Annotated in this window: 22 protein-coding genes; 12 read left to right on the top strand and 10 right to left on the bottom strand. The window is 60.0% G+C overall.

From position 1 onward, the window contains the following. Positions 1-116: 116 nt before the first annotated feature. Positions 117-1,004, bottom strand: a complete 888-nt coding sequence (locus AC07OG_RS08670) for a LysR family transcriptional regulator (RefSeq protein WP_218423275.1) — start codon at positions 1,002-1,004, stop codon at positions 117-119. Between the two features lie 215 nt (positions 1,005-1,219). Between AC07OG_RS08670 and AC07OG_RS08665 the strand changes: the two genes are divergently transcribed. From AC07OG_RS08665 to AC07OG_RS08645, 5 genes are all read left to right on the top strand, one after another. Further along, positions 1,220-1,918 (top strand): CoA transferase subunit A, encoded by a 699-nt coding sequence (locus tag AC07OG_RS08665; protein WP_060543660.1) that lies wholly within the window; start codon positions 1,220-1,222, stop codon positions 1,916-1,918. Between the two features lie 36 nt (positions 1,919-1,954). Continuing rightward, positions 1,955-2,620 carry a CoA transferase subunit B gene (locus AC07OG_RS08660; protein ID WP_060543661.1) on the top strand — a complete coding sequence of 222 codons (666 nt, stop codon included), beginning with the start codon at positions 1,955-1,957 and terminating at the stop codon, positions 2,618-2,620. Positions 2,621-2,631: 11 nt separating this feature from the next. Further along, on the top strand, positions 2,632-3,813 hold the full coding sequence (locus AC07OG_RS08655) for an acetyl-CoA C-acetyltransferase (protein ID WP_495066766.1): 1,182 nt from the start codon (positions 2,632-2,634) through the stop codon (positions 3,811-3,813). 219 nt (positions 3,814-4,032) lie between these two features. After that, entirely contained in the window at positions 4,033-4,827 is a 795-nt protein-coding gene (locus AC07OG_RS08650) for a hypothetical protein (protein WP_495066765.1), read from the top strand. 92 nt (positions 4,828-4,919) lie between these two features. Next, entirely contained in the window at positions 4,920-5,486 is a 567-nt protein-coding gene (locus AC07OG_RS08645; protein WP_060543664.1) for a DcrB/PsbP domain-containing protein, read from the top strand. A 3-nt stretch (positions 5,487-5,489) separates the two neighbouring features. Here the strand turns inward: AC07OG_RS08645 and AC07OG_RS08640 are convergent, their stop codons facing one another. The 4 genes from AC07OG_RS08640 to AC07OG_RS08625 form a co-directional block, all read right to left on the bottom strand. Continuing rightward, positions 5,490-6,206, bottom strand: coding sequence for an alpha/beta hydrolase (locus AC07OG_RS08640; protein ID WP_060543665.1), 717 nt, complete (start codon positions 6,204-6,206; stop codon positions 5,490-5,492). Between the two features lie 170 nt (positions 6,207-6,376). Then, positions 6,377-7,489 carry a succinylglutamate desuccinylase/aspartoacylase family protein gene (locus AC07OG_RS08635; RefSeq protein ID WP_495066764.1) on the bottom strand — a complete coding sequence of 371 codons (1,113 nt, stop codon included), beginning with the start codon at positions 7,487-7,489 and terminating at the stop codon, positions 6,377-6,379. Between the two features lie 287 nt (positions 7,490-7,776). After that, on the bottom strand, positions 7,777-8,556 hold the full coding sequence (locus AC07OG_RS08630; protein WP_060543667.1) for an ABC transporter substrate-binding protein: 780 nt from the start codon (positions 8,554-8,556) through the stop codon (positions 7,777-7,779). 316 nt (positions 8,557-8,872) lie between these two features. Further along, positions 8,873-9,307 carry a rhodanese-like domain-containing protein gene (locus tag AC07OG_RS08625; RefSeq protein WP_060543668.1) on the bottom strand — a complete coding sequence of 145 codons (435 nt, stop codon included), beginning with the start codon at positions 9,305-9,307 and terminating at the stop codon, positions 8,873-8,875. A 102-nt stretch (positions 9,308-9,409) separates the two neighbouring features. Here AC07OG_RS08625 and ftrA point away from each other — a divergent pair, with 102 nt between their 5' ends. Next, positions 9,410-10,378, top strand: coding sequence for a transcriptional regulator FtrA (gene ftrA / locus AC07OG_RS08620; RefSeq protein ID WP_495066763.1), 969 nt, complete (start codon positions 9,410-9,412; stop codon positions 10,376-10,378). A gap of 137 nt (positions 10,379-10,515) precedes the next feature. On the opposite strand, the gene cobF is transcribed toward ftrA, so the two are convergent. Further along, positions 10,516-11,271, bottom strand: a complete 756-nt coding sequence (gene cobF, locus AC07OG_RS08615; RefSeq protein ID WP_495066762.1) for a precorrin-6A synthase (deacetylating) — start codon at positions 11,269-11,271, stop codon at positions 10,516-10,518. Next, entirely contained in the window at positions 11,271-11,843 is a 573-nt protein-coding gene (locus AC07OG_RS08610; protein WP_218423281.1) for a histidine phosphatase family protein, read from the bottom strand. Before AC07OG_RS08610 ends, cobF begins: the two co-directional genes overlap by 1 nt. A gap of 467 nt (positions 11,844-12,310) precedes the next feature. Between AC07OG_RS08610 and AC07OG_RS08605 the strand changes: the two genes are divergently transcribed. The 3 genes from AC07OG_RS08605 (at position 12,311) to AC07OG_RS08595 (ending at position 15,474) form a co-directional block, all read left to right on the top strand. Next, the gene (locus AC07OG_RS08605) at positions 12,311-13,327 is read left to right on the top strand and encodes an arginine N-succinyltransferase (protein WP_495066761.1); all 1,017 of its coding nucleotides are present in this window, start codon (positions 12,311-12,313) and stop codon (positions 13,325-13,327) included. A 49-nt stretch (positions 13,328-13,376) separates the two neighbouring features. Next, positions 13,377-14,411: an arginine N-succinyltransferase gene (gene astA, locus AC07OG_RS08600; RefSeq protein ID WP_060543673.1), complete on the top strand. Its 1,035-nt coding sequence runs from the start codon at positions 13,377-13,379 to the stop codon at positions 14,409-14,411. A gap of 193 nt (positions 14,412-14,604) precedes the next feature. Further along, positions 14,605-15,474, top strand: a complete 870-nt coding sequence (locus tag AC07OG_RS08595) for an isocitrate lyase/PEP mutase family protein (protein WP_060543674.1) — start codon at positions 14,605-14,607, stop codon at positions 15,472-15,474. A 151-nt stretch (positions 15,475-15,625) separates the two neighbouring features. Here AC07OG_RS08595 and AC07OG_RS08590 read toward each other — a convergent pair whose 3' ends face one another. Next, the gene (locus AC07OG_RS08590) at positions 15,626-16,699 is read right to left on the bottom strand and encodes a diguanylate cyclase (protein ID WP_495066760.1); all 1,074 of its coding nucleotides are present in this window, start codon (positions 16,697-16,699) and stop codon (positions 15,626-15,628) included. 260 nt (positions 16,700-16,959) lie between these two features. Here AC07OG_RS08590 and AC07OG_RS08585 point away from each other — a divergent pair, with 260 nt between their 5' ends. From AC07OG_RS08585 to hglS, 3 genes are all read left to right on the top strand, one after another. After that, positions 16,960-18,414: a flavin-containing monooxygenase gene (locus tag AC07OG_RS08585; RefSeq protein WP_495066759.1), complete on the top strand. Its 1,455-nt coding sequence runs from the start codon at positions 16,960-16,962 to the stop codon at positions 18,412-18,414. Positions 18,415-18,436: 22 nt separating this feature from the next. Then, positions 18,437-19,393 carry an alpha/beta fold hydrolase gene (locus tag AC07OG_RS08580; protein WP_060543685.1) on the top strand — a complete coding sequence of 319 codons (957 nt, stop codon included), beginning with the start codon at positions 18,437-18,439 and terminating at the stop codon, positions 19,391-19,393. Between the two features lie 110 nt (positions 19,394-19,503). Then, positions 19,504-20,880, top strand: a complete 1,377-nt coding sequence (gene hglS / locus AC07OG_RS08575) for a 2-oxoadipate dioxygenase/decarboxylase HglS (RefSeq protein ID WP_495066758.1) — start codon at positions 19,504-19,506, stop codon at positions 20,878-20,880. 388 nt (positions 20,881-21,268) lie between these two features. On the opposite strand, the gene AC07OG_RS08570 is transcribed toward hglS, so the two are convergent. Both AC07OG_RS08570 and AC07OG_RS08565 read right to left on the bottom strand, forming a co-directional pair. Then, positions 21,269-21,847: a hypothetical protein gene (locus tag AC07OG_RS08570; RefSeq protein WP_060543687.1), complete on the bottom strand. Its 579-nt coding sequence runs from the start codon at positions 21,845-21,847 to the stop codon at positions 21,269-21,271. Between the two features lie 222 nt (positions 21,848-22,069). Beyond that, a complete protein-coding gene (locus tag AC07OG_RS08565; RefSeq protein ID WP_218423288.1) occupies positions 22,070-22,312 on the bottom strand; it encodes a hypothetical protein in 243 nt (80 codons plus the stop codon). Between the last annotated feature and the right edge of the window lie 7 nt (positions 22,313-22,319).

Here is a 22,319-nt window from a genome sequence, read left to right as displayed (position 1 = left end):
GGATACTTCCTCGAATCCATAATCGATGACATGTATCAGGTCGCATAATTTCCTGAGACAACTCGGTCGGCTCCCTCTCCCCCTGGGAGAGGGCTGGGGTGAGGGCTTTGCTTTAACTACAGCGCAAAATCCTCAGCCCTGAGCACATCAAACAACGCCTGCGCCGCCGCCGACAGCTCGCCGCCCGGCAAGGTCAACACCCCGATCGCCCGTTCCACCACCGGGTCGCTCAGGGTGATGCAACGTGCACCCAGCTCACGCATCTGCCCGGCACACAACGCCGGCACCGCGCTCACCCCCAGGCCACTGGCGACCATCCTGCCCACGGTCGCCAACTGATGGCTTTCAAATTCCACCGGCAGCTTCATCCCGCGCGCCTGCAAATGCTCCTCCAGCATCACCCGCAACGTCGAGGGGCGCTGCAGGGTAATGAACGGTTCCTTGAGCAAGGTCTGCCAGTCGATTTCATCGAGTTCGCAAAGCGCCGAGTCCAGCGGTACCACCGCGACGAAGCGGTCAATGTACAGTGGCGTGAACTGCAGCGAAGAGCTCTGGGTCGGTTCGAACGCCACCCCCAACTCAACCTGGCGATCGCGGACCATTTCCAGCACTTGTTCGTTGATCACGTCATTGACCGTGACGTTGACCTTTGGATAACGGGCCCGGAAGGTCTTGAGGATCGGCGGCAACAGGTTACCGGCAAACGACGGCATCGCCGCCAGGGTCACGCGACCGCGCTGGAGGGTAAAGCGCTGGCGCAGTTCATCCTCGGCATTGTCCCAATCGGCAATGAGCCGGCGTGCCAGCGGCACCAGCGCTTCGCCTTCGGCAGTGAGGGCGACGTTGCGCGTATTACGGGTGAACAAGCGTCCACCCAGCCCCTCTTCCAGCGCCTTGATGGTCAGGCTCAAGGCCGACTGCGACAAGTGCAGGCGCTCGCAGGCCACGGCGAAGCTCAAACTCTGGGCCACGGCCAGAAAGGCACGGATCTGCTTGACGGTCATGGTCGCTCTACTCCAGTGGTAAGCTGCAAGCTTGTAGCCGCAAGATGGTGCCAGCCGAGGGCTACGGGTGCGTTCGGATAGTTTGTTGATTTTTTCAACTATTGAGTTTTATCTATCAATTAACCTTAAAAATCAACTTAACAAATCAATCTCCCGGCGAGACACTTCAACCATTACGGCTAGCCAGCCGCCCACAAAGAATAAAAGAGGTGCATATGGCAGGTTTCGACAAGCGCGTGAGTTCCTACGAGGAAGCTCTGGCCGGTCTGGAAGACGGCATGACCGTCATCGCTGGCGGCTTCGGTATTTGCGGTATCCCGGAAAACCTGATCAACGAGATCAAACGCAAAGGTACCCGCGACCTCACCGTGGTTTCCAACAACTGCGGCATCGACGGTTTCGGCCTCGGCGTGCTGCTCGTAGACCGCCAGATCAGCAAGGTGGTGGCCTCCTACGTCGGCGAAAACAAGTTGTTCGAAGAGCAACTGCTCAGCGGCGAGATCGAAGTGGTCCTGACGCCCCAGGGCACCCTGGCGGAAAAAATGCGCGCAGGCGGCGCCGGCATCCCGGCCTTCTTCACCGCGACCGGCGTCGGCACCCCGGTGGCCGAAGGCAAGGAAGTTCGCGAATTCAATGGCCGCCAGTACCTGATGGAAGAATCCATCACCGGCGACTTCGCCATCGTCAAAGGCTGGAAAGCCGACCATTTCGGTAACGTTGTCTACCGCCACACCGCCCAGAACTTCAACCCGCTGGCCGCTACCGCCGGCAAGATCACCGTGGTCGAAGTCGAGGAAATTGTTGAACCCGGCGAGCTGGACCCGACCCAGATCCACACCCCTGGCATCTACGTCGACCGGGTCATCTGCGGCACGTTTGAAAAGCGCATCGAACAGCGCACCGTGCGTAAGTGATCCCCTGCCCCCGGACCGAATGAAGGAATAACAACAATGGCACTTTCCCGCGAACAAATGGCTCAACGCGTCGCCCGCGAAATGCAGGACGGCTTCTACGTGAACCTGGGCATCGGCATTCCGACCCTGGTCGCCAACTACATTCCCGAAGGCATGGAAGTCATGCTGCAGTCGGAAAACGGCCTGCTCGGCATGGGTCCGTTTCCGACTGAAGACCAGGTCGACGCCGACATGATCAACGCCGGCAAGCAGACCGTTACCGCACGCATCGGCGCATCGATTTTTTCTTCCGCCGAATCCTTCGCAATGATTCGCGGCGGCCATGTCGACCTGACCGTGCTGGGTGCCTTTGAAGTAGACGTGCAAGGCAACATCGCCTCGTGGATGATTCCCGGCAAACTGGTCAAGGGCATGGGCGGCGCCATGGACCTGGTAGCTGGTGCAGACAACATCATCGTCATCATGACCCACGCGTCCAAGGATGGTGAATCCAAGCTACTGGACCACTGCAGCCTGCCGCTGACCGGTGCCGGCTGCATCAAGCGCGTGCTGACCGACCTGGCTTACCTGGAAATCGAAAATGGCGCTTTTATCCTCAAGGAACGCGCGCCAGGCGTCAGCGTCGAAGAAATCGTCGCTAAAACCGCTGGTAAACTGATCGTGCCGGAGCACGTTCCGGAGATGCAGTTCGCTGCCCAGTGAGGAATCATTCCATGCAAGAAGTCGTCATTGTTGCCGCCACGCGTACCGCGATCGGCAGCTTCCAGGGTTCCCTGGCCAATGTGTCTGCGGTAGACCTGGGCGCTGCGGTGATCCGTCAGTTGCTGGCGCACACTGGCCTGGACCCCGCCGAAGTCGATGAAGTGATCATGGGCCAGGTGCTCACCGCCGGCGCCGGGCAAAACCCTGCGCGCCAGGCCGCGATCAAGGCCGGCCTGCCGTTCGCCGTGCCGGCCATGACCCTGAACAAGGTCTGCGGCTCGGGCCTCAAGGCCTTGCACCTGGGCGCCCAGGCCATTCGCTGCGGTGACGCAGAGGTGATCATCGCCGGTGGCCAGGAAAACATGAGCCTGTCCAACTACGTCATGCCCGGTGCCCGCACCGGCCTGCGCATGGGCAATGGGCAACTCGTCGACACCATGATCAGCGATGGCCTGTGGGATGCGTTCAACGATTACCACATGGGCATCACCGCCGAGAACCTGGTGGAAAAGTACAACCTGACCCGTGAGCAACAGGACGCCTTCGCGGCCGCCTCCCAGCAAAAAGCCGTGGCTGCCATTGAAGCCGGGCGCTTTGCCGAGGAAATCACGCCGATCCTGATTCCCCAGCGCAAGGGCGACCCTCTGTCCTTCGCCACCGACGAGCAGCCACGGGCCGGCACCACCGCCGAATCCCTGGGCAAGCTCAAGCCGGCCTTCAAGAAGGACGGTTCGGTGACCGCCGGCAACGCTTCGTCGCTCAACGATGGCGCCGCTGCAGTGATCCTGATGAGCGCGGACAAAGCCAAGGCCCTGGGCCTGCCGGTGCTGGCAAAGATCGCCGCCTACGCCAATGCCGGCGTCGATCCGGCCATCATGGGCATCGGCCCGGTTTCGGCGACCCGCCGTTGCCTGGACAAGGCCGGCTGGTCGATCGGCCAACTGGACCTGATCGAAGCCAACGAAGCCTTCGCCGCGCAATCGCTGGCGGTGGCCAAGGACCTGGAATGGGATCTGGACAAGGTCAACGTCAACGGTGGCGCTATCGCCCTCGGTCACCCGATCGGTGCGTCGGGCTGCCGGGTGCTGGTGACCTTGCTGCACGAAATGCTCAAGCGTGATGCCAAAAAAGGCCTTGCCACCCTGTGCATCGGTGGTGGTCAGGGCGTCGCCCTGGCGCTCGAAAGGGCGTAAGCCAACAGCGTTCAACAGACTGCGCGGGGACCCACGAAGAACCGCTGCAGCCTGGAAAAACACCCGGTGCGATTAACGTCGCACCGGGTTCTTTTTTTCTGCGACACAATGCGAAGCTGCTCCTCCTACCGGCACTTTAGAACTTTGTATACAACCCCTGAGAATCTATAGAGCAATCAGTGCTAACGTTACGGTTCCCAAAAGGCCGGAGACGTGCGCGTGTTGATCCTCAAACTGCTGGTGATCCCAGGTTTTCTGCTGCTGATTTCCCTTGCCGGCAAACGTTGGGGGCCCAGTGTTGCAGGCTGGTTATCGGGGTTGCCGGTGGTGGTCGGGCCGATTCTGTTCTTCCTCGCCATCGAACAAGGTGAAGTATTTGCCGCGCAATCGGCAATGGCCGCACTGTCGGCCATGTTCGCGATGATCGCCTTCTGCGTGACTTACGCCCAGGTTGCGCAACGGGCCGGGTGGCCGCTGGCCCTGGTGGTATCGCTGGCAGTCTGGGGCGCGGCGGCCATCGCGCTGTCGCTGATGCCCCCGTCCCTGGTGTTGTCCGTGTGCGCCGCCGCCACCGCGCTGCTCGCCGCGCCATACCTGTTCCCCGCCGCTCAGCCGTTGGGCAGCGGACCGGCGCCGAAATCCGACAAGCTGGTACTGCGCATGATTGCCGGCGCCGTGCTGACCCTGGTCGTGACCCTGCTTGCCAGCACCGTCGGCGAGCGCTGGAGCGGCCTGCTCGCGGTGTTCCCGGTGTTGGGCAGTGTAATGGCGGTGTTCTCCCAGCAAACCCGCGGCCCGGCGTTTACTGCCGCATTGCTGCGTGCCACCGCCACCGGGATGTATTCGTTCGCCGCGTTCTGCCTGGTACTGGCGCTGGCCTTGCCTAGCATGGGGCTCAACGCGTTCGTACTGGGTGTCGCCGTGTCGGTGGCCATGCTCGGCGTGACCCGGCGCTTGCTGGCGCGGCCGGTCGGCACGACCGCAGCCACGGATCGCACGGCAATCAAGCGCTGATCCGCATCGACCCGGACATCGGCGCTGGATGCATCAATCACTCCATGGGATGATTCGCGCCTCACCGCGCGCCCCACCCCTGGAGTCTTCCCATGTCACTGTTGAGTAAAAAAGCCCTGGTCCTGTTGCTGGCTGCCGTCACAGGTATAGGGGCTTTGAATGCGCAGGCCGCCAAGGCCGCGTCCAGCGACGCTCCGGCCCAGAAAGTCTCGATGCTTGGCGGCAAATTCACCTTCAATCTGCCCAAGGGTTTCATTACTACCGCACTGCCCGACAGCCCTACCGGCGCCAGCGGCACCATGTACAGCAACGAGGCCACCAAGACCGTGGTGATCGCCGCTGAAAACAATCTGCCCGAGGGTGTCAGCGTCAAGGACAACGACGGTAAATTCCTCGACGACACGCTGGCCGACTTCGACACCGCTCAACGCAAATCCCTGCCGGATTACAACAAGCTCAGTGAAAAAAGCATGACATTGAAAACCGGGCTGGGCCTGCGCCAGGTCGACGGCACCGCCACTCAGGGTGGCGGGCTGACGCTCAACACCACGCTGATGGCGGCGTCCGGTACGCGCATGGCAGTGGTTCAGGTGATTTCCCGTCCGCGCGACATGGCCGCCCACGAAACCCTGGTCAAGCAGCTCGTCAGCGGCAAATAGCAATCAAGGGTTGAGGCGCTGTAACCAGGCGCTCAAATCCTCTATCTCGGCGGCGCTGATGCTGTGACCGAGGCCCGGATAAGCGTGGAACTCAGGCTCCAGCGAGACGCTCTGCAACAGGCTTCTGGCCTCGGTACCATCACTGATGGGCAGGCGTTTGTCCTCCTCGCCATGCCCAATGAAGATCGCCAGCGACTGGCGTTTTTCATCCGGTTTGAGCTCGGACTTGAGCACCGGCAAAATGCGCCCGCCCAATGCTGCAATCCCGCCCACCGCCTCGGGGTGCCGCAAAGCCACTTCGTAGGACATGATTGCGCCCTGGCTGAAACCCACCAGGTACACCCGCTCAGGCTCGGTGTGATATTTCTTCGCCGCGCCTGAAATGAAGTCCAGCAACAGCTGACTGCTGTTCTTCAGATCATCGGTCTCACCGTCGTAGGCGCCTTCGCCTTTTTTGCGAAACCACTGATAACTGCCCTCTTCAATCACCATGGGTGCGCGTACCGACAGGTAGGTGTATTGCGCGGGTAAATCGTCCTTGATGCCAAACAGGTCCTGCTCGTTGCTGCCGTATCCGTGGAGAAAAATCACCAGGGGCTGATTCTGCGATTCGGCTGTGGTTTGTTCCAGGTACTTGAGCGCAAGATCTGACTGCAGCGGGGTTTGAGCGTGGACGGCGGCGGATGCCAGCAGCGTGAGCAGAGCGAGAAATTTCAACATAAGCCTTCCTTCACAGAGCGCAGGATTCGGTTCAGAGCCTAACACTTTTGTCGCTGCTCCATTCCCCCCTGTGGGAGCTGGCTTGCCAGCGATGGGGCCCTCACAGCCAACATCCATCGCGACGGGCAAGCCAGTTCCTAAAGGGGGGGATATCACACAGGGTTGCGGGATCAGTCGTTGATCAATTTCCCCACCCGAATCGGCTCGCGTCCGGCTACTTTTGCCTGCCAGATCCCCGGCTGGGTGTAGCGTCCACGGTCGATGGCAAACAACACGCCGCTGGTGCCGGCCCGCACCGTCGTGACCTTGTCGGTCAAGGGGTCGACCACTTCAAACAGTGCGTCGCCCTTCTCCACCCATTCCCCCGCCTCACGCAGGAAGCTGACCACGCCATGATGGGGGGCGAACAGGTACTCGGTGCCCTCGAACGGCATGCCTTCACAGCAGTCGCTCGGTGCCACTGGCCAGTCGCCGCCGATGAAGCCCTGTTCGGCGAGGAACCCGAGAATGGCCTCGCAATTGGCCAGGGCCTGGTCGACCCGGGTGTCGCCCATGCTGCCCAACTCGAGCGTGGTGGCGAGGTTGGCCGCCGGGATCGCTGCGTCAGGGTACGCCCTGGCCAAGCGCAACCATGGCGAGGAACAGGACTCGTCGAAAGAGCTGCCGCCGGAGTCTTCACAAAGCAAGGCCACCCCGGCTTTCAGGCGCGCGGCCAGGGATTGCCATTGCGGCCAGTGTTGCGGCAAGGCGTAGAGATGAATCGCCGCGTCGAAATCGCAATGCAGATCGAGGGTGATGTCGGCATCGCACGCATGGCGCAGCAACAGGCGGTGCATGGCTTCGAGTTGCGAAGCAGCGGCCGGCAAGCTGTCGAGGACCTGGCCCATGGCCTGGCGAATCAGGGCAATGTTGGCCTGTGCATCGGTGCCCAGGCGCTCGCCGAGCAACTCGGCGACCGGTGCACTGAGCTCGACGAACGAGCGGTTGAAGTTCTTGCCGCTGCCCAGCTCGAAGCGCCCCATGTGGCTGCCTTGAAGGTGCTGATCGAGGCCGATGGGATTAGCCACAGGGACCAGTTCGATCACGCCTTGCAATTGCCCCAGGCTTTCCAGCTCGGCCAGGCGTTTCTTCAGCTCCCAGGCCGTGCGCATGCCCGGCAACTCATCGGCATGCAGGCTGGCCTGGATGTAGACCTTGCGCGGGCCAGCGCCATAGCGAAACACGCTAAGGGTGCGCTCGGTTCCCAGGTGGCTCCAGGGCAGTGGATGGTCGATGCGTTGCATGGCTGAACTCCTGATGTCTGTACGGCGCAATGACCTGTGGGAGCGAGGCTTTTGTGGCGAGGGGGCTTGCCCCCGTTGGACTGCGCAGCAGTCCCATTCCCTAGCGGCTTCGTAGCTCAACGGGGGCAAGCCCCCTCGCCACAATAGCCCCGTCGCCAACAAGCCCTCTTGCCGAACAAGGCCACTTGCCACATTGGCTCGCGCCTACAGGTCTCTTAGCGCTGAAAATGATTGCACAAAAAAAATGGCAACCGCATCAACGGTTGCCATTTTTTTGAACGGCGCGATTACTCGCCGTAAACGTCAAACTTGAAGTACTTGTCTTGCACTTGCTTGTACTTGCCGTTGGCGCGGATTTCGGAGATGGCGGTGTTGAACTGCTCGGCCAGGGCGGTATCGCCCTTGCGCACCGCAATGCCGGCGCCGCCACCGAAGTATTTCGGATCGTTGTACTCAGGGCCAACGAAAGCGAAACCTTTACCGGCGTCGGTTTTCAGGAAACCGTCGTCCAGGTTGACCGAGTCGGCCATTAGCGCGTCGATGCGACCGGACACCATATCCAGGTTGGCTTCCTGCTGGGAACCGTAACGCACCAGGACAATGCCTGCCGGTTGCAGCACTTCGGTGGCGAAACGGTCATGGGTACTGGCGCGCAGTACGCCGACTTTCTTGCCCTTGAGTTCGGTCAGCGGGTCCTTGACGTCGGAACCTTCCTTCATCACGAAGCGCGCAGGGGTGTGGTAGTACTTGTTGGTGAAATCGACGTTCTTCTTGCGATCGTCGGTAATGGTCATGGACGACAGGATGGCGTCGATTTTCTTGACCTTGAGTGCCGGGATCAGGCCGTCGAATTCCTGCTCGACCCAAGTGCACTTCACTTTCATCTGCTCGCACAGGGCATCGCCGATGTCCACATCGAAACCGGTGAGTTTGCCGTCAGGGGTTTTCATCGAGAATGGCGGGTAACCGGCTTCGATACCGATGCGGATCGGCTTGGCGTCTTCGGCCACGGCGGTCAGGGACAACATCGACAGTGCCAGGGCACCGAACATCACTAGCTTTTTCATTTATAACTCCTGCGTGCGGAGGCTTTTATTGGCAGCTTTCGACTCTCAGCTTTCGAACGTCGCCTTGTGAGCGAAAATCGAAGTGGCCGGCAGTCTAGAGCGGCAACAGGAGGCTAAATTGCGTGCAAGCGACAAATACTTATGAAAATCGGCTTGTGTGATGCAGCATTCAAAAGTACGCGCCATGGCGGTGCAAAAGACTGTCAGATAATTTCCCGCTTTAAGCAAAAACTGCCCATTTTCGGGCAGTTCTGAGCGGCAACGTCAAAAGACCGTCCGCAGCTGCGGGAAGCCTTCTGATGATCTATGTGCTACCTCAACATTCGCATCCGATAACGGCTTTGGCAGATGGTTGCGCCGCAACATTCAACTCAAACCCCTCATCCAGCCACCCAGTCACCCCGCCGATCATCTCTTTGACGGGGTAGCCGAGTGCCGCCAGCTTCACCGCAGCCTTGTTCGCGCCGTTGCAGTGGGGCCCGGCGCAATAGACCACGAACAAGCTCGACTTCGAATAATTCGCCAGACTTTCGGCAGTAAGCTGGCGCCCCGGAATATTGATAGCTCCCGGTACATGACCCCGTTCGAACGCCAGCGGGCCACGTACGTCCACCAGGATGAAATCGACTTCGCCGGCCTCCTGACTGGCGTGGACGTCGGAACAATCGGTTTCGAACGTCAGGCGGTTGGTGAAGTGCATCAGGGCAATGGCCGATGGGGCGGCAGGTATCTCGCGGACCAGGCTGGGCATGGGGGGTGCTCCAAAGTGTCGGTGGGTGTGGGAAGACTTTATCTGCCTGCCACTTGCAGCTACAGTGGCGCACAAGACATCGACCGGGAACTTTCCGCCAATATGCAATCTGCCCCAGGACTCGTCGCGATTCTGGCCTACGACGGCCTCTGTACCTTCGAGTTCGGCATCGCCGTGGAGATCTTCGGCCTGTGCCGGCCGGAGTTCGACTTCCCGTGGTACGAGCACCGGATCGTCGCCGTCGATCAAGGCCCGATGCGTGCGATGGGCGGCATCCAGGTGCTGGCCGATGGCGGTATGGAACTGCTCACAGAGGCTCGCACCATTATCATTCCAGGCTGGCGCGATCGCAGCGCGGCGGTGCCCGAGGAACTACTCGACGCCCTGCGCCGGGCCCATGCCCGCGGCGCTCGATTGCTGTCGATCTGCTCCGGCGTGTTCGTGCTCGCGGCCAGCGGTCTGCTCGACGCCCATGGCGCTACCACCCATTGGCGCTATACCGATGAACTGGCCGAGCGCTTCCCCAATATTCTGGTGGACCCGGACGTGCTCTATGTCGATTCCGGCCAGTTGATCACCTCTGCCGGCAGCGCGGCGGGCATCGATGCCTGCCTGCATCTGGTGGCGCGGGATTTCGGCACCCAGGTCGCCAACTCGGTGGCGCGGCGACTGGTCATGTCGCCCCAGCGCAGCGGTGGCCAGGCGCAATTCATTCCAACCCCTGTAAGCCCTGCGCCGCGCAGCGATCTTTCCCGGGTCATGCAGTGGGCGCGCGAACGCCTGCATGAACCGCTGGAAGTCCGCGACCTGGCCAGCGAAGCGGCCATGAGTGAACGCACGTTCCTGCGCCGCTTCAGCGAAGCCAGCGGCCAGTCACCGAAGACCTGGTTGCAGCATGAGCGCTTGGGTCGCGCCCGCGAATTGCTCGAAAGCACCGACCAGAACACCGAGCAGATTGCCCAGCGCTGTGGTTATCGCTCGGTGGAAAGTTTCCGGGTGGCGTTTCGCAGTGTGGTCGGGGTGCCGCCATCGGTGTATCGGGAGCGGTTTGGGCACAAATCCTGTATTTGAGGTGACTTCAAGGACCCCCTTCGCGAGCAAGCCCGCTCCCACACTGGATCTGTGGCGAACACAACATTTGTGTGCAACGAAGATCCAGTGTGGGAGCGGGCTTGCTCGCGAAGGGGCCAGACTGACCACTGCGAAATTCAGGGCTTGCGCAGCAGATAAGTATCCATGATCCAGCCATTGGCCAGTCGGGCCGCCTTGCGCACCCGCTCGATTTCATCCGCCACATCCTTGAGTTTGCCACTGATAAGGATTTCGTCCGGCGTGCCCAGGTAAGCTCCCCAGAAAATCTCCGTCTCCTGATCCACCACCTGCCGGTAGGCATCCTGCGCATCGAGCATCACCACCAGGCTGTCGGCATCGCTCACCTGCCCTGCCGCCAGGCGCCGCCCCGTGGTGATCTCGACCGAGCGGCCGATCTGATTGAGCGCGACCTTGTGTTGCGCCGCCAGGGCCTGGACGCTGGTAATCCCGGGTATCACTTCGAACTCGAAAACACAGGCACCTGACGCCACAATCGCCTGCAGGATGCGAATCGTACTGTCGTACAACGCCGGGTCGCCCCAGACCAGAATACCTGCACACTGGTCATCAGCCAGTTCCTCGTTGATCAGGCGCTCGAAGGTTTTCTGCTTGCCAAGGTTAAGATCATCGACACTGGACCTGTAGTCCGGATCGCCGCGTTCGCGCTCAGGGCAGAGCGCTTCGACAAAACGGTATGGATGACCGCTGATATAGCGCTCGCAGATCTCCCGGCGCAGGTCCATCAGCTTGTGTTTGCGCTCGCCTTTGTCCATGAGAAAAAACACGTCGACCTGATTCAACGCCTTCACGGCCTGCATCGTGATGTAGTCGGGATGACCGGCGCCAATGCCGATCACCAATAGTCTTTTCATCAGTGCCTTTCCTCGGGATCGGTGCCGGGCAAGCGGAGCCGCCAGCGACCATGGAACCTCAACTCGACGGTCGCCAGCGGTTCGACGTCAATCTGATTGGCGCAGGCGCCCTGCAACACCTGAGTCAACGCCGCGCGAATGACAAAGGGGTGGGTGATGGCAACGATCCGTGCCGATTGCCCCTGCAAGGAAGTCAGCCAGGCGGCCACCCGCTCGCCGAGTTGAGCCACCGACTCGCCTCCATGGGGTGCCGACGCCGGGTCGTCGAGCCATTGCTGGAGTACCAGCGGTTCGGTTTTTTGCAAATCACCAATGCGCATGCCTTTCCAGCGTCCGAAATCACAATCCCTCAGCGCCTCGACAACCTGCGGGTCACGGCCAAACAAGCCAGCGGTTTGCCGTGTGCGCAGTTCCGGGCCGCACAGCAAAAGCGCTGCGTCATCGAACTGATGACGACGCGAGCCTTGAGCCCCTTGCCAATCCGGTTCCAAGGGTTCGTCCACAGGAAAACGCGCCAGTTTCTGTGCGACTGTTCGAGCGTGACACATCAGGGTCAAACGGGTCGCCTGCACAAAGATCACTCTATCCACGTGAAGGGAAACGGCATTGCACCATCATTGATTATGCAATTGTGCCGCAAGAAGGTCGTACCGGGTGTTTGCTTTTGCTGATCGACGCCGCTGCATTTCGCCCCATTTTCGGGCACGCGTAACCCGAGCGTAAATTAACTAGACAGGCAATACTCGATAATTAAATACTGTTTTCAACGGATTGTAGAAACGTACTTTCCCCTCATCCAGCAGGAGCCCGGATGCCCTATCTCAATGATTCGATCAGCAGTTCCACCACGCTATCGCCTCAACCTGAATATTCTGGCGTCCGCCAGGTTCAACGTCGTTAAACCCGGAAGCGTCTGACAAGAAAAAGAGCAGCGCCTGACAAACGTTCAGACGACTGCCGATTTAATGTGTGGAAAACCGACAGTGATAGTCGGGTTCGGCGGCTAGACCACCGAATCCATTGATACAGGAGTATCTCCATGCTGGTCTTGCGTCCCGTCGAACTGACCGACCTCCCCCAGTTGCAGCGTCTGGCTCGCGAAAGCCTCGTGGGCGTCACGTCGCTGCCCGACGATAGTGAACGGTTGCGCGAGAAGATTCTCGGCTCCCGTGCCTCTTTCGACCAGGACGTGCAGCATCAGGGCACGGAAAATTACCTGTTCGTGCTAGAAGACCTGACGACTCGGCGCCTGGCGGGCTGTTCGGAAATTCTCGCCACAGCCGGCCCCGGCGAGCCGTTCTACAGCCTGCGCAACCGCGACTTCACCAGCGCCTCGCGGGAGCTGAACATCGAGCACGGCGTCTCGGCGTTGTCGTTGTGCCAAGACCTCAGCGCTCACACCTTGCTGCGCGGTTTGCATATTGACCCACCGCTCTCGCGAACGGCGTATTGCGAATTGCTGTCGCGGGCGCGCCTGCTGTTCATCGCAGCCCACGCCCGGCGCTTTGCCGAGGCGGTGATTACCGAAATTGTCGGCTTCAGCGACGATCAGGGGCAATCGCCGTTCTGGGATGCCGTGGGCAAGCATTTCTTCGACCTGCCTTATGTGGAGGCCGAACGGTTGTGTGGCCTGGAGAGCCGGACGTTCCTCGCCGAATTGATGCCGCAATACCCGATTTATGTGCCCATGCTGCCTCAGGCCGCACAGGACTGTATCGGTAGAATCCACCCCGATGGCCAGGAAGCCTTCGATATCCTTGAGCGTGAAGGCTTCGAAACCAACAGCTATGTCGATCTTTTCGATGGCGGCCCGACGCTGTACGCGCGCACCGCGAATATCCGTTCCATCGCCCACAGCCAAAGGGGGATTGCTCAGCCTGGAACGATCATCGATGCCACGGGCACCTACCTTGTCAGCAATGAATCCCTGGGTGATTACCGGGCCATCGTCGCCGACCTGGGCCCCATCGCTGGCCAGTCGGTGACCCTCGATGCAGCCATGTGCGCAGCCTTGAAAGTCACCGCGGGCAGCCCGGTCCGCCTGATCGCCCTGTGAGCATGACCCGACAGGTACAACCACGCATTCATGAAGAAGGAACTGCAGCATGATTGTTCGCCCGGTTCAGATCACTGACCTGCCCGCCTTGCTGATGCTGGCGCGCCAGGCCGGCCCGGAATTGACCAGCCTGCAAGCCAGTGAAGAACGCGTGACCCACCGGGTTCGCTGGGCCCAGCGGACCTTCGCCGAACAGGTCGATCGTGCCGACGCCGATTACCTGTTCGTACTCGAAGACGACGAGCAGCAAATTCTCGGCGTCAGCGCCTTGACCGGCGGGATCGGGATGCGTGAGCCCTGGTACAACTACCGCGTCGGGTTGACGGTCAGCTCATCACCGGGCCTGGGCATCCAGCGTCAGATCCCGACCCTGTTCCCGAACAACGAAATGACCGGGCAATCGGAAATCAGCTCTTTATACTTGCGGCCCGATCAGCGCCACGGGACCAACGGCCGGCTGCTGGCACTGGGGCGCCTGTTGTTTGTCGCCGAATTTGCCCACCTGTTCGGCGATAAACTCATCGCCGAACTGCGCGGCTGCGCCGACGAACAAGGCTGCTCGCCGTTCTGGGACAGCCTGGGCCGGCATTTTTTCAAGATGGACTTCAAGCACGCCGATCACTTGTCGGGGCTGGGCAACAAGTCATTCATCGCCGAACTGATGCCCCGCCAGCCGCTCTATACCTGCCTGCTGACCGAACAGGCCCAGGCCGTCATCGGCAAGGTCCATCCGGACAACGCAGCGACATTGAAGATCCTCACCGACGAGGGTTTTACCCACCAGGGCTACATCGACATCTTCGACGCCGGCCCGGTTATCGAAGCCCCGGTTTCGGCTATCCGTACCGTGCGTGACAGTCAGGAGCTACTCCTGGCCGTGGGTTCAGTCGATGAACATTCGCCCCACTGGCTGATCCACAACCGCCGGCTGGAAAACTGCCGCATTACCACTGCCCCTGGCAGGCTGGCGGGCAACAGCCTGATGGTTGATCGCCAGACCGCCAAGCGCCTGCAACTGCAGCCTGGCGATTCGGTACGCGCAGTGCCGTTGCTCAACCAGCGCCAGCGAGCGGTGGCGGCATGATCGCCGCCCTGTAGTGATTGTCCAGATACGCGAAAGGCAAGACTCTCCTCTTGCCCGCTGTCACAACGGTCGGGCGCATTCGGTCGAGGCTTGCAAATTCGTCATCATGGTTGCCCCCCCCTCGTGATAGCCTTTTGTTCCTTCGGCGTTGACACTTTTGCTCAAGCCTTTCCATTCCATTGGTGGAACTCATATGTCCAGGCTTTCTCATCAAGATTTGCGCCGTAATTTTCGTCAACTGTTCGCGTCCAACACCTGCTACCACACCGCTTCGGTTTTCGACCCTATGTCGGCGCGCATCGCCGCCGATCTGGGCTTCGAAGTCGGGATCCTCGGTGGCTCGGTCGCGTCGTTGCAAGTACTTGGGGCACCCGACTTTGCCTTGATCACCCTCAGCGAATTCGCCGAGCAGGCCACCCGCATCGGCCGTGTCGCCCAACTACCGGTGATTGCCGACGCCGACCACGGTTATGGCAATGCACTCAATGTCATGCGCACCATTGTCGAGCTTGAACGCGCCGGTATCGCCGCCCTGACCATCGAAGACACCCTGCTGCCAGCCCAGTTCGGGCGTAAATCCACCGACCTGATCTCGGTAGCCGAAGGTGTCGGCAAGATCCGCGCCGCGCTGGAAGCCCGTGTCGACACGGAAATGGCGATCATCGCCCGCACCCACGCGGGGATCCTGCCGGTCCAGGAAATCATCAGCCGCACCCGGCAATATCAGGCGGCCGGTGCGGATGGCATTTGCATGGTTGGGGTAAAGGATTTCGATCACCTGGAGCAGATCGCCGAGCACCTGAGCGTGCCGCTGATGCTGGTGACCTACGGCAACCCATTGCTGCGCGATGACCAGCGCCTGGCGGAACTGGGTGTGCGCGTGACCATCGACGGCCACGGCGCCTACTTCGCGGCAATCAAGGCCACCTACGACTGCTTGCGTGAACAACGCCAGATCTTCACCCAGGCGTCGGACCTGAACGCGACCGAACTGACTCATACCTACACCCAGCCGGAAGAATATATCCGTTGGGCGAAGGAGTTCATGAGTGTGAAGGAATGACAGCCTGATGCAGGTGTAAACCGGTCAGCCGCCTTCGCGAGCAAGCCCGCTCCCACACTGGATCTTCGTTGCGCACAAATGTCGTGTTCGCCACAGATTCAGTGTGGGAGCGGGCTTGCTCGCGAAGGCGTCGGTTGCTACATCTGATCACTCACAGCAAATCCAGCAGTTCAGGCTCGGATTTGCCATCCCCACAGCAGATCACGCGGTTACGCCCGGTGGTCTTGGCTTCGTACAGCGCGTGATCGGCGTCGTTGAGCCAGAGGGTGGCGTCAGAATGCTGCGGGTCAAACGCCGCCAGCCCGATGCTCAGGCTGACCTTGAGGGCCGGATCCTGCTCATAGCCCAGTGTCGCAAAGCGATTGCGCAGGGCATCCATGACCGCCGCCGCACGGTCCAGTGGCAGGTCGGGAAGGATCACGCAGAACTCGTCACCACCGTAACGTCCGCCGACATCGGCCGCGCGCAGGTTCTGCCTGAGCATTTTGCCGAGCTGGCGCAATACGATGTCACCGGCCACATGGCCATAGGTGTCGTTGATGGCTTTGAAATGGTCGATGTCGATCAACGCGATGGCCCCGCCCTTGTGCTGGCGCTTGCAGCGCTGGAATTCGATTTCCAGCTGATCCTTCCAGGCACCGTGATTGAGCAGCCCGGTCAGGCTGTCAGTACGGCTCAGGGCCAGCAATTCGCGCTTCTGACGGCCGAGCGTGTGGGCTTGCCGAAAGCAGATCCAGCCCAGCAACAGCGGATAAAAACACAGCAAGGGTAAACAGGCGTAAAGCTGCAGCGGGCTGGTCGCCGGAATGAAGGCCGGGGCGAAAATCTGCAGGCCGACGCCAATCCCCAGCACCTGGGCTGCAGTGCCCGCCAGCAGAAAACGCAGGCCGCCAATGGCCACGTTGTTCATTGCCATCATGGAAATGGTGGTGGCGCTGGGCAGCGGGTTGAACTGCATCGCGGCAATCCAGAAACCACCCATGAAGGCATCTATCAGCAGATTGCGGTGCTCGGCGTGATAAGGCGCCCGGGCACGACGTGCCCATTGGTACGCCAGATGGGGCCAGAGCAGCGCATTGACCAGCATCACCCCCCAGGCCCAGGGTGGCGGGTCCAGCGGGTACATTGCCGCGCCCACGCACAGCAATCCAAGGAGAAGCCCGAGGGTTCGCGACGTATAGAGCCTCCTGGCCAGGGAAATTCCTTGTACTGCAGCTTTTGCCATGGGGCCTCTGTGCCACTGGACGGAACCGGATCACTGTGCCTCTTTCATGCTGGAGTTTATCAGGGCGAGGTTAAATAGCCATCACCGGCTGGCGGCCGCCCCCCCTGGGCACGAATGGCTAGCGCAGGCTGTGCTCTTTCGAGCGTTGGGGACGCTCAAAGCGCCAAAAGACAAGATCAAAAGATCCCAGCCTGCGACAGCGCCTACATCGGTCTATACATGAATGTGGAGTTGGGGAAAAAACAATAAAAAGGAAGACCATGCAGATCTTTCAAGTGTTGATCATCGGCAGCGGATTTGGCGGCCAGTGCGCAGCGATCAATTTGCTCAAGGCAGGCATCACCGATTTTCGCCTGCTGGAGCGGCGGGACTTCTTCGGTGGCACCTGGTGCCAGAACACCTATCCCGGCGCGGCGGTCGACGTACCCTCGCCCCTGTATTCGCTGTCGTTCGCGCCCTACCGCTGGACGCAGATGTTTGCCGGCCAAGCCGAACTGCACCGCTACACCCACCATGTGGCCAAGCAGTTCGGCCTGCAGGACAAGGTCGAACTGGGCGCCGATGTGCTGGGCGTCGAATGGGACGAGCAACAGCGCCACTGGACCGTGCACACCGCCGGCAAAGGCACGTTCTGCGCGCAATTTCTGATCAATGCCAGCGGGCCGCTGAGCCAACCGGTGATACCGCATTTCGACGGCCAGGAGCGATTTCAGGGCAAGACGTTTCATACCAACAACTGGGATCATTCCTACGACTATCGGCAAAAACGCGTGGCCATTGTCGGCAGTGGCGCCAGCGCGGCACAGGTGATCCCGGCGATTGCCCCGGACGTCGAGCACTTGCACGTCTTCCAGCGCACGCCGCACTGGGTATTACCCCGTGCTGACCGCACCTTCGGGCGCTTCCAGCGTTGGCTGCTCGGCCTCAAACCCGCCTACAAGCTGCTGCGCTGGATGATCTACTGGCAGTTCGAAACCCGGGTGATCGCCTTCAAATACTCGAAACCGGCCGTGCGCATGGTTCAGCAGCATGCCCTGCGCTTTATCAAGCGCCAGGTGCCGGACGCTGAACTGCGGCGCAAACTGACGCCGGACTACAGCATCGGCTGCAAACGGGTGATTGTTTCCAGCACTTTGTACCCGGCGCTGGGCCGCAACAATGTGACGCTGCACAGCCGCGAGCAAGGCATCGCCGCCCTCGACGAAACCGGCATCATCACTCGGGACGGCCAGCATATCGATGTCGATCTGATCGTCTGGTCCACTGGCTACGACGCCACCGACGGGGTGATTTCCTACCCGGTAACGGGAAAAAACCGCACCCGCCTCAAGGATGTCTGGGCGCAGTACCCGCGTGCCTACCTCGGCACCGCCCTGCCGGACTTTCCCAACCTGTTTATCGTGAGCGGCCCGAACACCGGGATTGGCCATACATCGGCGCTGTTCATCATCGAATCCCAGATGAACTACATCCTTGATTGCATTCGCACATTGCAAACCCGGGGTTTGCGCTCCATCGAAGTTCGCCCCGAGGCGGAACGTACCTACACTGAAATGATTCACCGGGAAATGGAGCGCACTGTATGGAAATCCGGTGGATGCCACAGTTGGTATCAAAGCAGGAGCGGTCATGTGATCGCCATGTTTCCGGGGTTCAGTTTCAGCTACCACCGCTTGACCCGAGCCCTGAAACCCGCCGATCACATTTTGTCCTGAGCACTGAAAAGGGAGACGCGTGATGCTTTTACTGGTCGTCGTTATCGCAGTTTTCGCGGCCTGGAGCTGGCTGACTTACCCGGCCATAGGCTACTGGCTTTATGACTTGAACATGGCGGCCGAGGCCAAGCTGTATCGGCTGCATAAAATCGTCGTGCCCATTGCCGAGATGACCGTTTCGACCTGGCAAGGGGGGCCCTATGAAGCTACCAGCAATGTCCTGATGCTCCACGGCTTCAGCGCCGACAAGAACATCTGGCTGCGCTTCGCCCGACACTTTGTCGGCAGCCACCGGGTGATTATCCCGGATATCGCCGGCCACGGCGAAACCGGTTTCAAGGCCGGCGGCGGCTACGACATTGCGCTGCAGGCCAAGCGCATGATCCAGTTGCTTGATGTCTGCGGGGTCGAGAAAGTCCATGTGATCGGCAATTCGATGGGCGGCTACCTGGCTGCCTGGCTGGCGGCGACGTACCCGGAGCGGATCGTTTCGCTCGCCCTGATCGACCCGGCCGGCGTGACCTCCCCGGAGCCGAGTGACCTGGAGCGGCATTTGGCCAAGGGCCACAACCCGTTTCTGATTCACTCACGCGAAGAGTTCCGCAGCTTCTACGCCATGACCATGGCCACGCCGCCATGGGTGCCCAAGGTGGTGCTCGACGCCATCGCCCAGCGCTACGAACAATCGCGCGATGAACTGGAGGAAATCTTCCGCGATTTTCGCGCCAGCCCGTCGATGGAACCCATGCTGCCCGACATTACCGCGCCGGCGCTGCTGCTGTGGGGACGCAAGGACCGGCTGATCGACGTCAGCAGCGTGGCGATCTGGAGCAAGGGTATCGCCGACCTGCGCGTACACATATGGGATGCCGTCGGCCACATGCCCATGGTCGAAGCGCCTTCCGGGACGGCGCATCTTTATCGCGAGTTTTTGGCATCGCTGCGTTCGGAGAGCCCGCAGGATCAACGACTGCACTGAGCATTCAGTCGTTTGCAGAATGAAGTTCGTCAGAAACTTCGTTTGTCGGCGTCGCTGAAGGCTGCGATCTTTTGCGCATACTTTACGTCACCGTGCCAGGAATCCTGTTCATGAACCAGCCAAGCTTCGTCAGCCCTGACCTGATCCGTCAACGCTTCTCCAAGGCGATGTCCGACATGTACCGCGAAGAAGTGCCGTTATACGGCGCGTTGATGGAACTGGTGGAGCAAACCAACCGCGGGGTGCTCGATAGCACCCCGGACATCGCGCGACAACTGCACAACACCGGTGAAATCGAACGCCTGGACCTGGAACGGCACGGGGCGATTCGCGTCGGTACCGCCGCCGAACTGGCCACCCTCGCCCGCCTGTTCGCGGTGATGGGCATGTTGCCGGTGGGCTATTACGACCTGACCCCGGCCGGGGTGCCGGTGCATTCCACGGCATTTCGCGCCGTGCATGAGGCGTCGTTGCAGGTCAGTCCGTTTCGCGTATTCACCTCGCTGCTGCGCCTGGAACTCATTGAAGACCCGCAGCTGCGGGCGTTCGCCCAGTCTGTACTCGACCAACGCTCGATCTTTACCCCGGCGGCACTCGCCCTCATCGAGCGGGCCGAAAACCAGGGAGGCCTGACCGAACAGGAGGCCGCAGACTTCGTCAAAGAGGCACTGGAAACCTTCCGCTGGCATCACAGCGCCACCGTCACCGGCGAACAGTATCAACAACTCAGTGCCCAGCATCGCTTGGTTGCCGACGTGGTGGCGTTCAAGGGCCCGCACATCAACCACCTCACGCCGCGCACCCTGGACATCGACATCGTCCAGACGCAGATGCCGGCCCACGGCATCACCCCCAAAGCGGTGATCGAAGGCCCACCTCGCCGGCAGTGCCCGATCCTGCTGCGCCAGACCAGTTTCAAAGCCCTGGACGAGCCCATCGCCTTCAACGATCAAGCCGATGCTCGCGGCAGCCACAGCGCCCGCTTCGGAGAAATAGAACAACGCGGCGTCGCCCTCACCCCCAAGGGCCGAGCGCTTTACGACCGCTTGCTCAATGCCGCCCGGGACGAACTCAAGGACTTCCCCAACGAAGCCAACGCCGCGCGCTACAACGCACTGATGGCGCAACATTTCAGTGAATTCCCCGACAGCTACGAAGGCATGCGCCAACAGGATCTGGCGTATTTCCGCTACTTCGTGACGGATAAAGGCCTGGCCGCAAGCGACCTCAAAACCTTGACTCTGGAGGCTTTGCTGGAGAACGGTTATCTGCGGATAGAACCCCTGGTGTACGAAGACTTCCTGCCGGTCAGTGCGGCGGGGATATTTCAGTCGAATCTGGGAGACTCGGCGCAAACCCATTATGGCGTGCACTCCAACCAGCAAGTGTTTGAAACGGCCCTGGGGCGTTCGACCATTGATGAACTGGGGTTGTATGCCGAAAGTCAGCGGCGATCGATCGAACAATGTTTCGCGTCGCTGAATTGATAGCGTTTGTAACTGCCATGGAGATCGCTGTCCCAAGGCACTGCAAAAACACGAAATGAAAAAAGGGCGATTTCAAAGTCGTCCCTTTATATGCCTGAACTTTCGATAATGTTTTTGAAGAAAAGGGTTCGCCCAGTGTATTGGCCTCGGCAATCCATGCACTGGTAAAGAGCCATGACACCGGGCGAACGAAAGTATCTTAGTAGAAGTCTCTAATCATGTCCGTGAAAATAAACATGAAATTTTCGACACACTCCGTAATAAAATGTTGATAGACATATTACATGGAGATAACTACTGCTAACTCACTGGATAGAACATCAAAGTTGATAGTTCCTGTACAAAAAACTGTACAAGAACTATCAAGCTATAAGCTAAGTCGCAAGGCTTAGTGCGAGGTGGTCACTTTCAGAATGTCGGTGTAGGTCACCAGGACGGTTTGCCCGACTTTCAAATCTTTCAGTTTCGCCTGAACCTCTGGCTTTTTGACATCAACGGTCTTGGTCTCGCCAGCCGGGTTTTCAAAAGTCACCTGGTTTTTCTTCACGTCAATCGCGGTGATTTTCAGCTGTACTTGCACCTGGCGGTAAGCTTCGCCGCCTGGACTGTCGCTGCCTGGTGCGGCGCGAACTTCTCCGGTTTTTTCAACGGTACCCGGCAGGCCTTTGTCGACATCGGTGTCAAAGTCGGCTACGACGGCGCTGGCGACCTCGATGTCGACTTTGTCGCCGGCTTTCAGTTTGTCGAGGTTTTTCGCCTTGTCGGTCAACTGCACGGGGAACTCATTACCGTCCGGTCCCTTAAGCACCACATGATGCTTGGCGGCATCAACCGAAACGACTGTGGTAGTGACCTTTTCAGCTACCACTACGGAAGACAGCGGAATATTTTCAGCAACCGCAGCGAAGCTGGTGGCAGACAGCAAGGTAGCGAGAGCGATGGCTTTGGTCAGTGCGTGACGTTTCATAAGGTGAACTTTCCCTGTGGTAAATGGCAACAAACCGCGCTGTACCTAGGTTCAACGCGGCGTGTGGGATGAGCATAGACGGTGTTTCGGGAGTTTTCGCTGTTTCTTGCGCGAGGGAGTCGCCACAGGGGTGTTTTCAGCGTTTTCCTTGCTTCAGGTCAGGTTAGTGGATCGCAGCGTACCGTTACCGTGTGGGATTTGACCAAGGCCCGAGGTATCTCCTCAGGCTTGAGGGTCATTCACTTGCTCGGTGACATTGATGGCGGGCGAATCTTTGTGGGACTGCTCGGCCTTGTCCTTAAGGGCCTGCCACTGTTCGAGGTCGATGGCGCCCTGCCCCAGCAAATCATCGGCCAGCCGTTGCAGTTCGCTGAAGTGCGCATCGGGGGATTGTTGCCAGTAGGCCCTGTCGTCGAACAGGCGCTGCCACGAGGCGAGGTCGGGTGGCTTGAGGTCGTCGCTCATGAAATGG

It is taken from the genome of Pseudomonas sp. GW821-FHT09H03, assembly GCF_059415945.1.
This window is presented reverse-complemented; position numbering and strand designations above follow the sequence as displayed.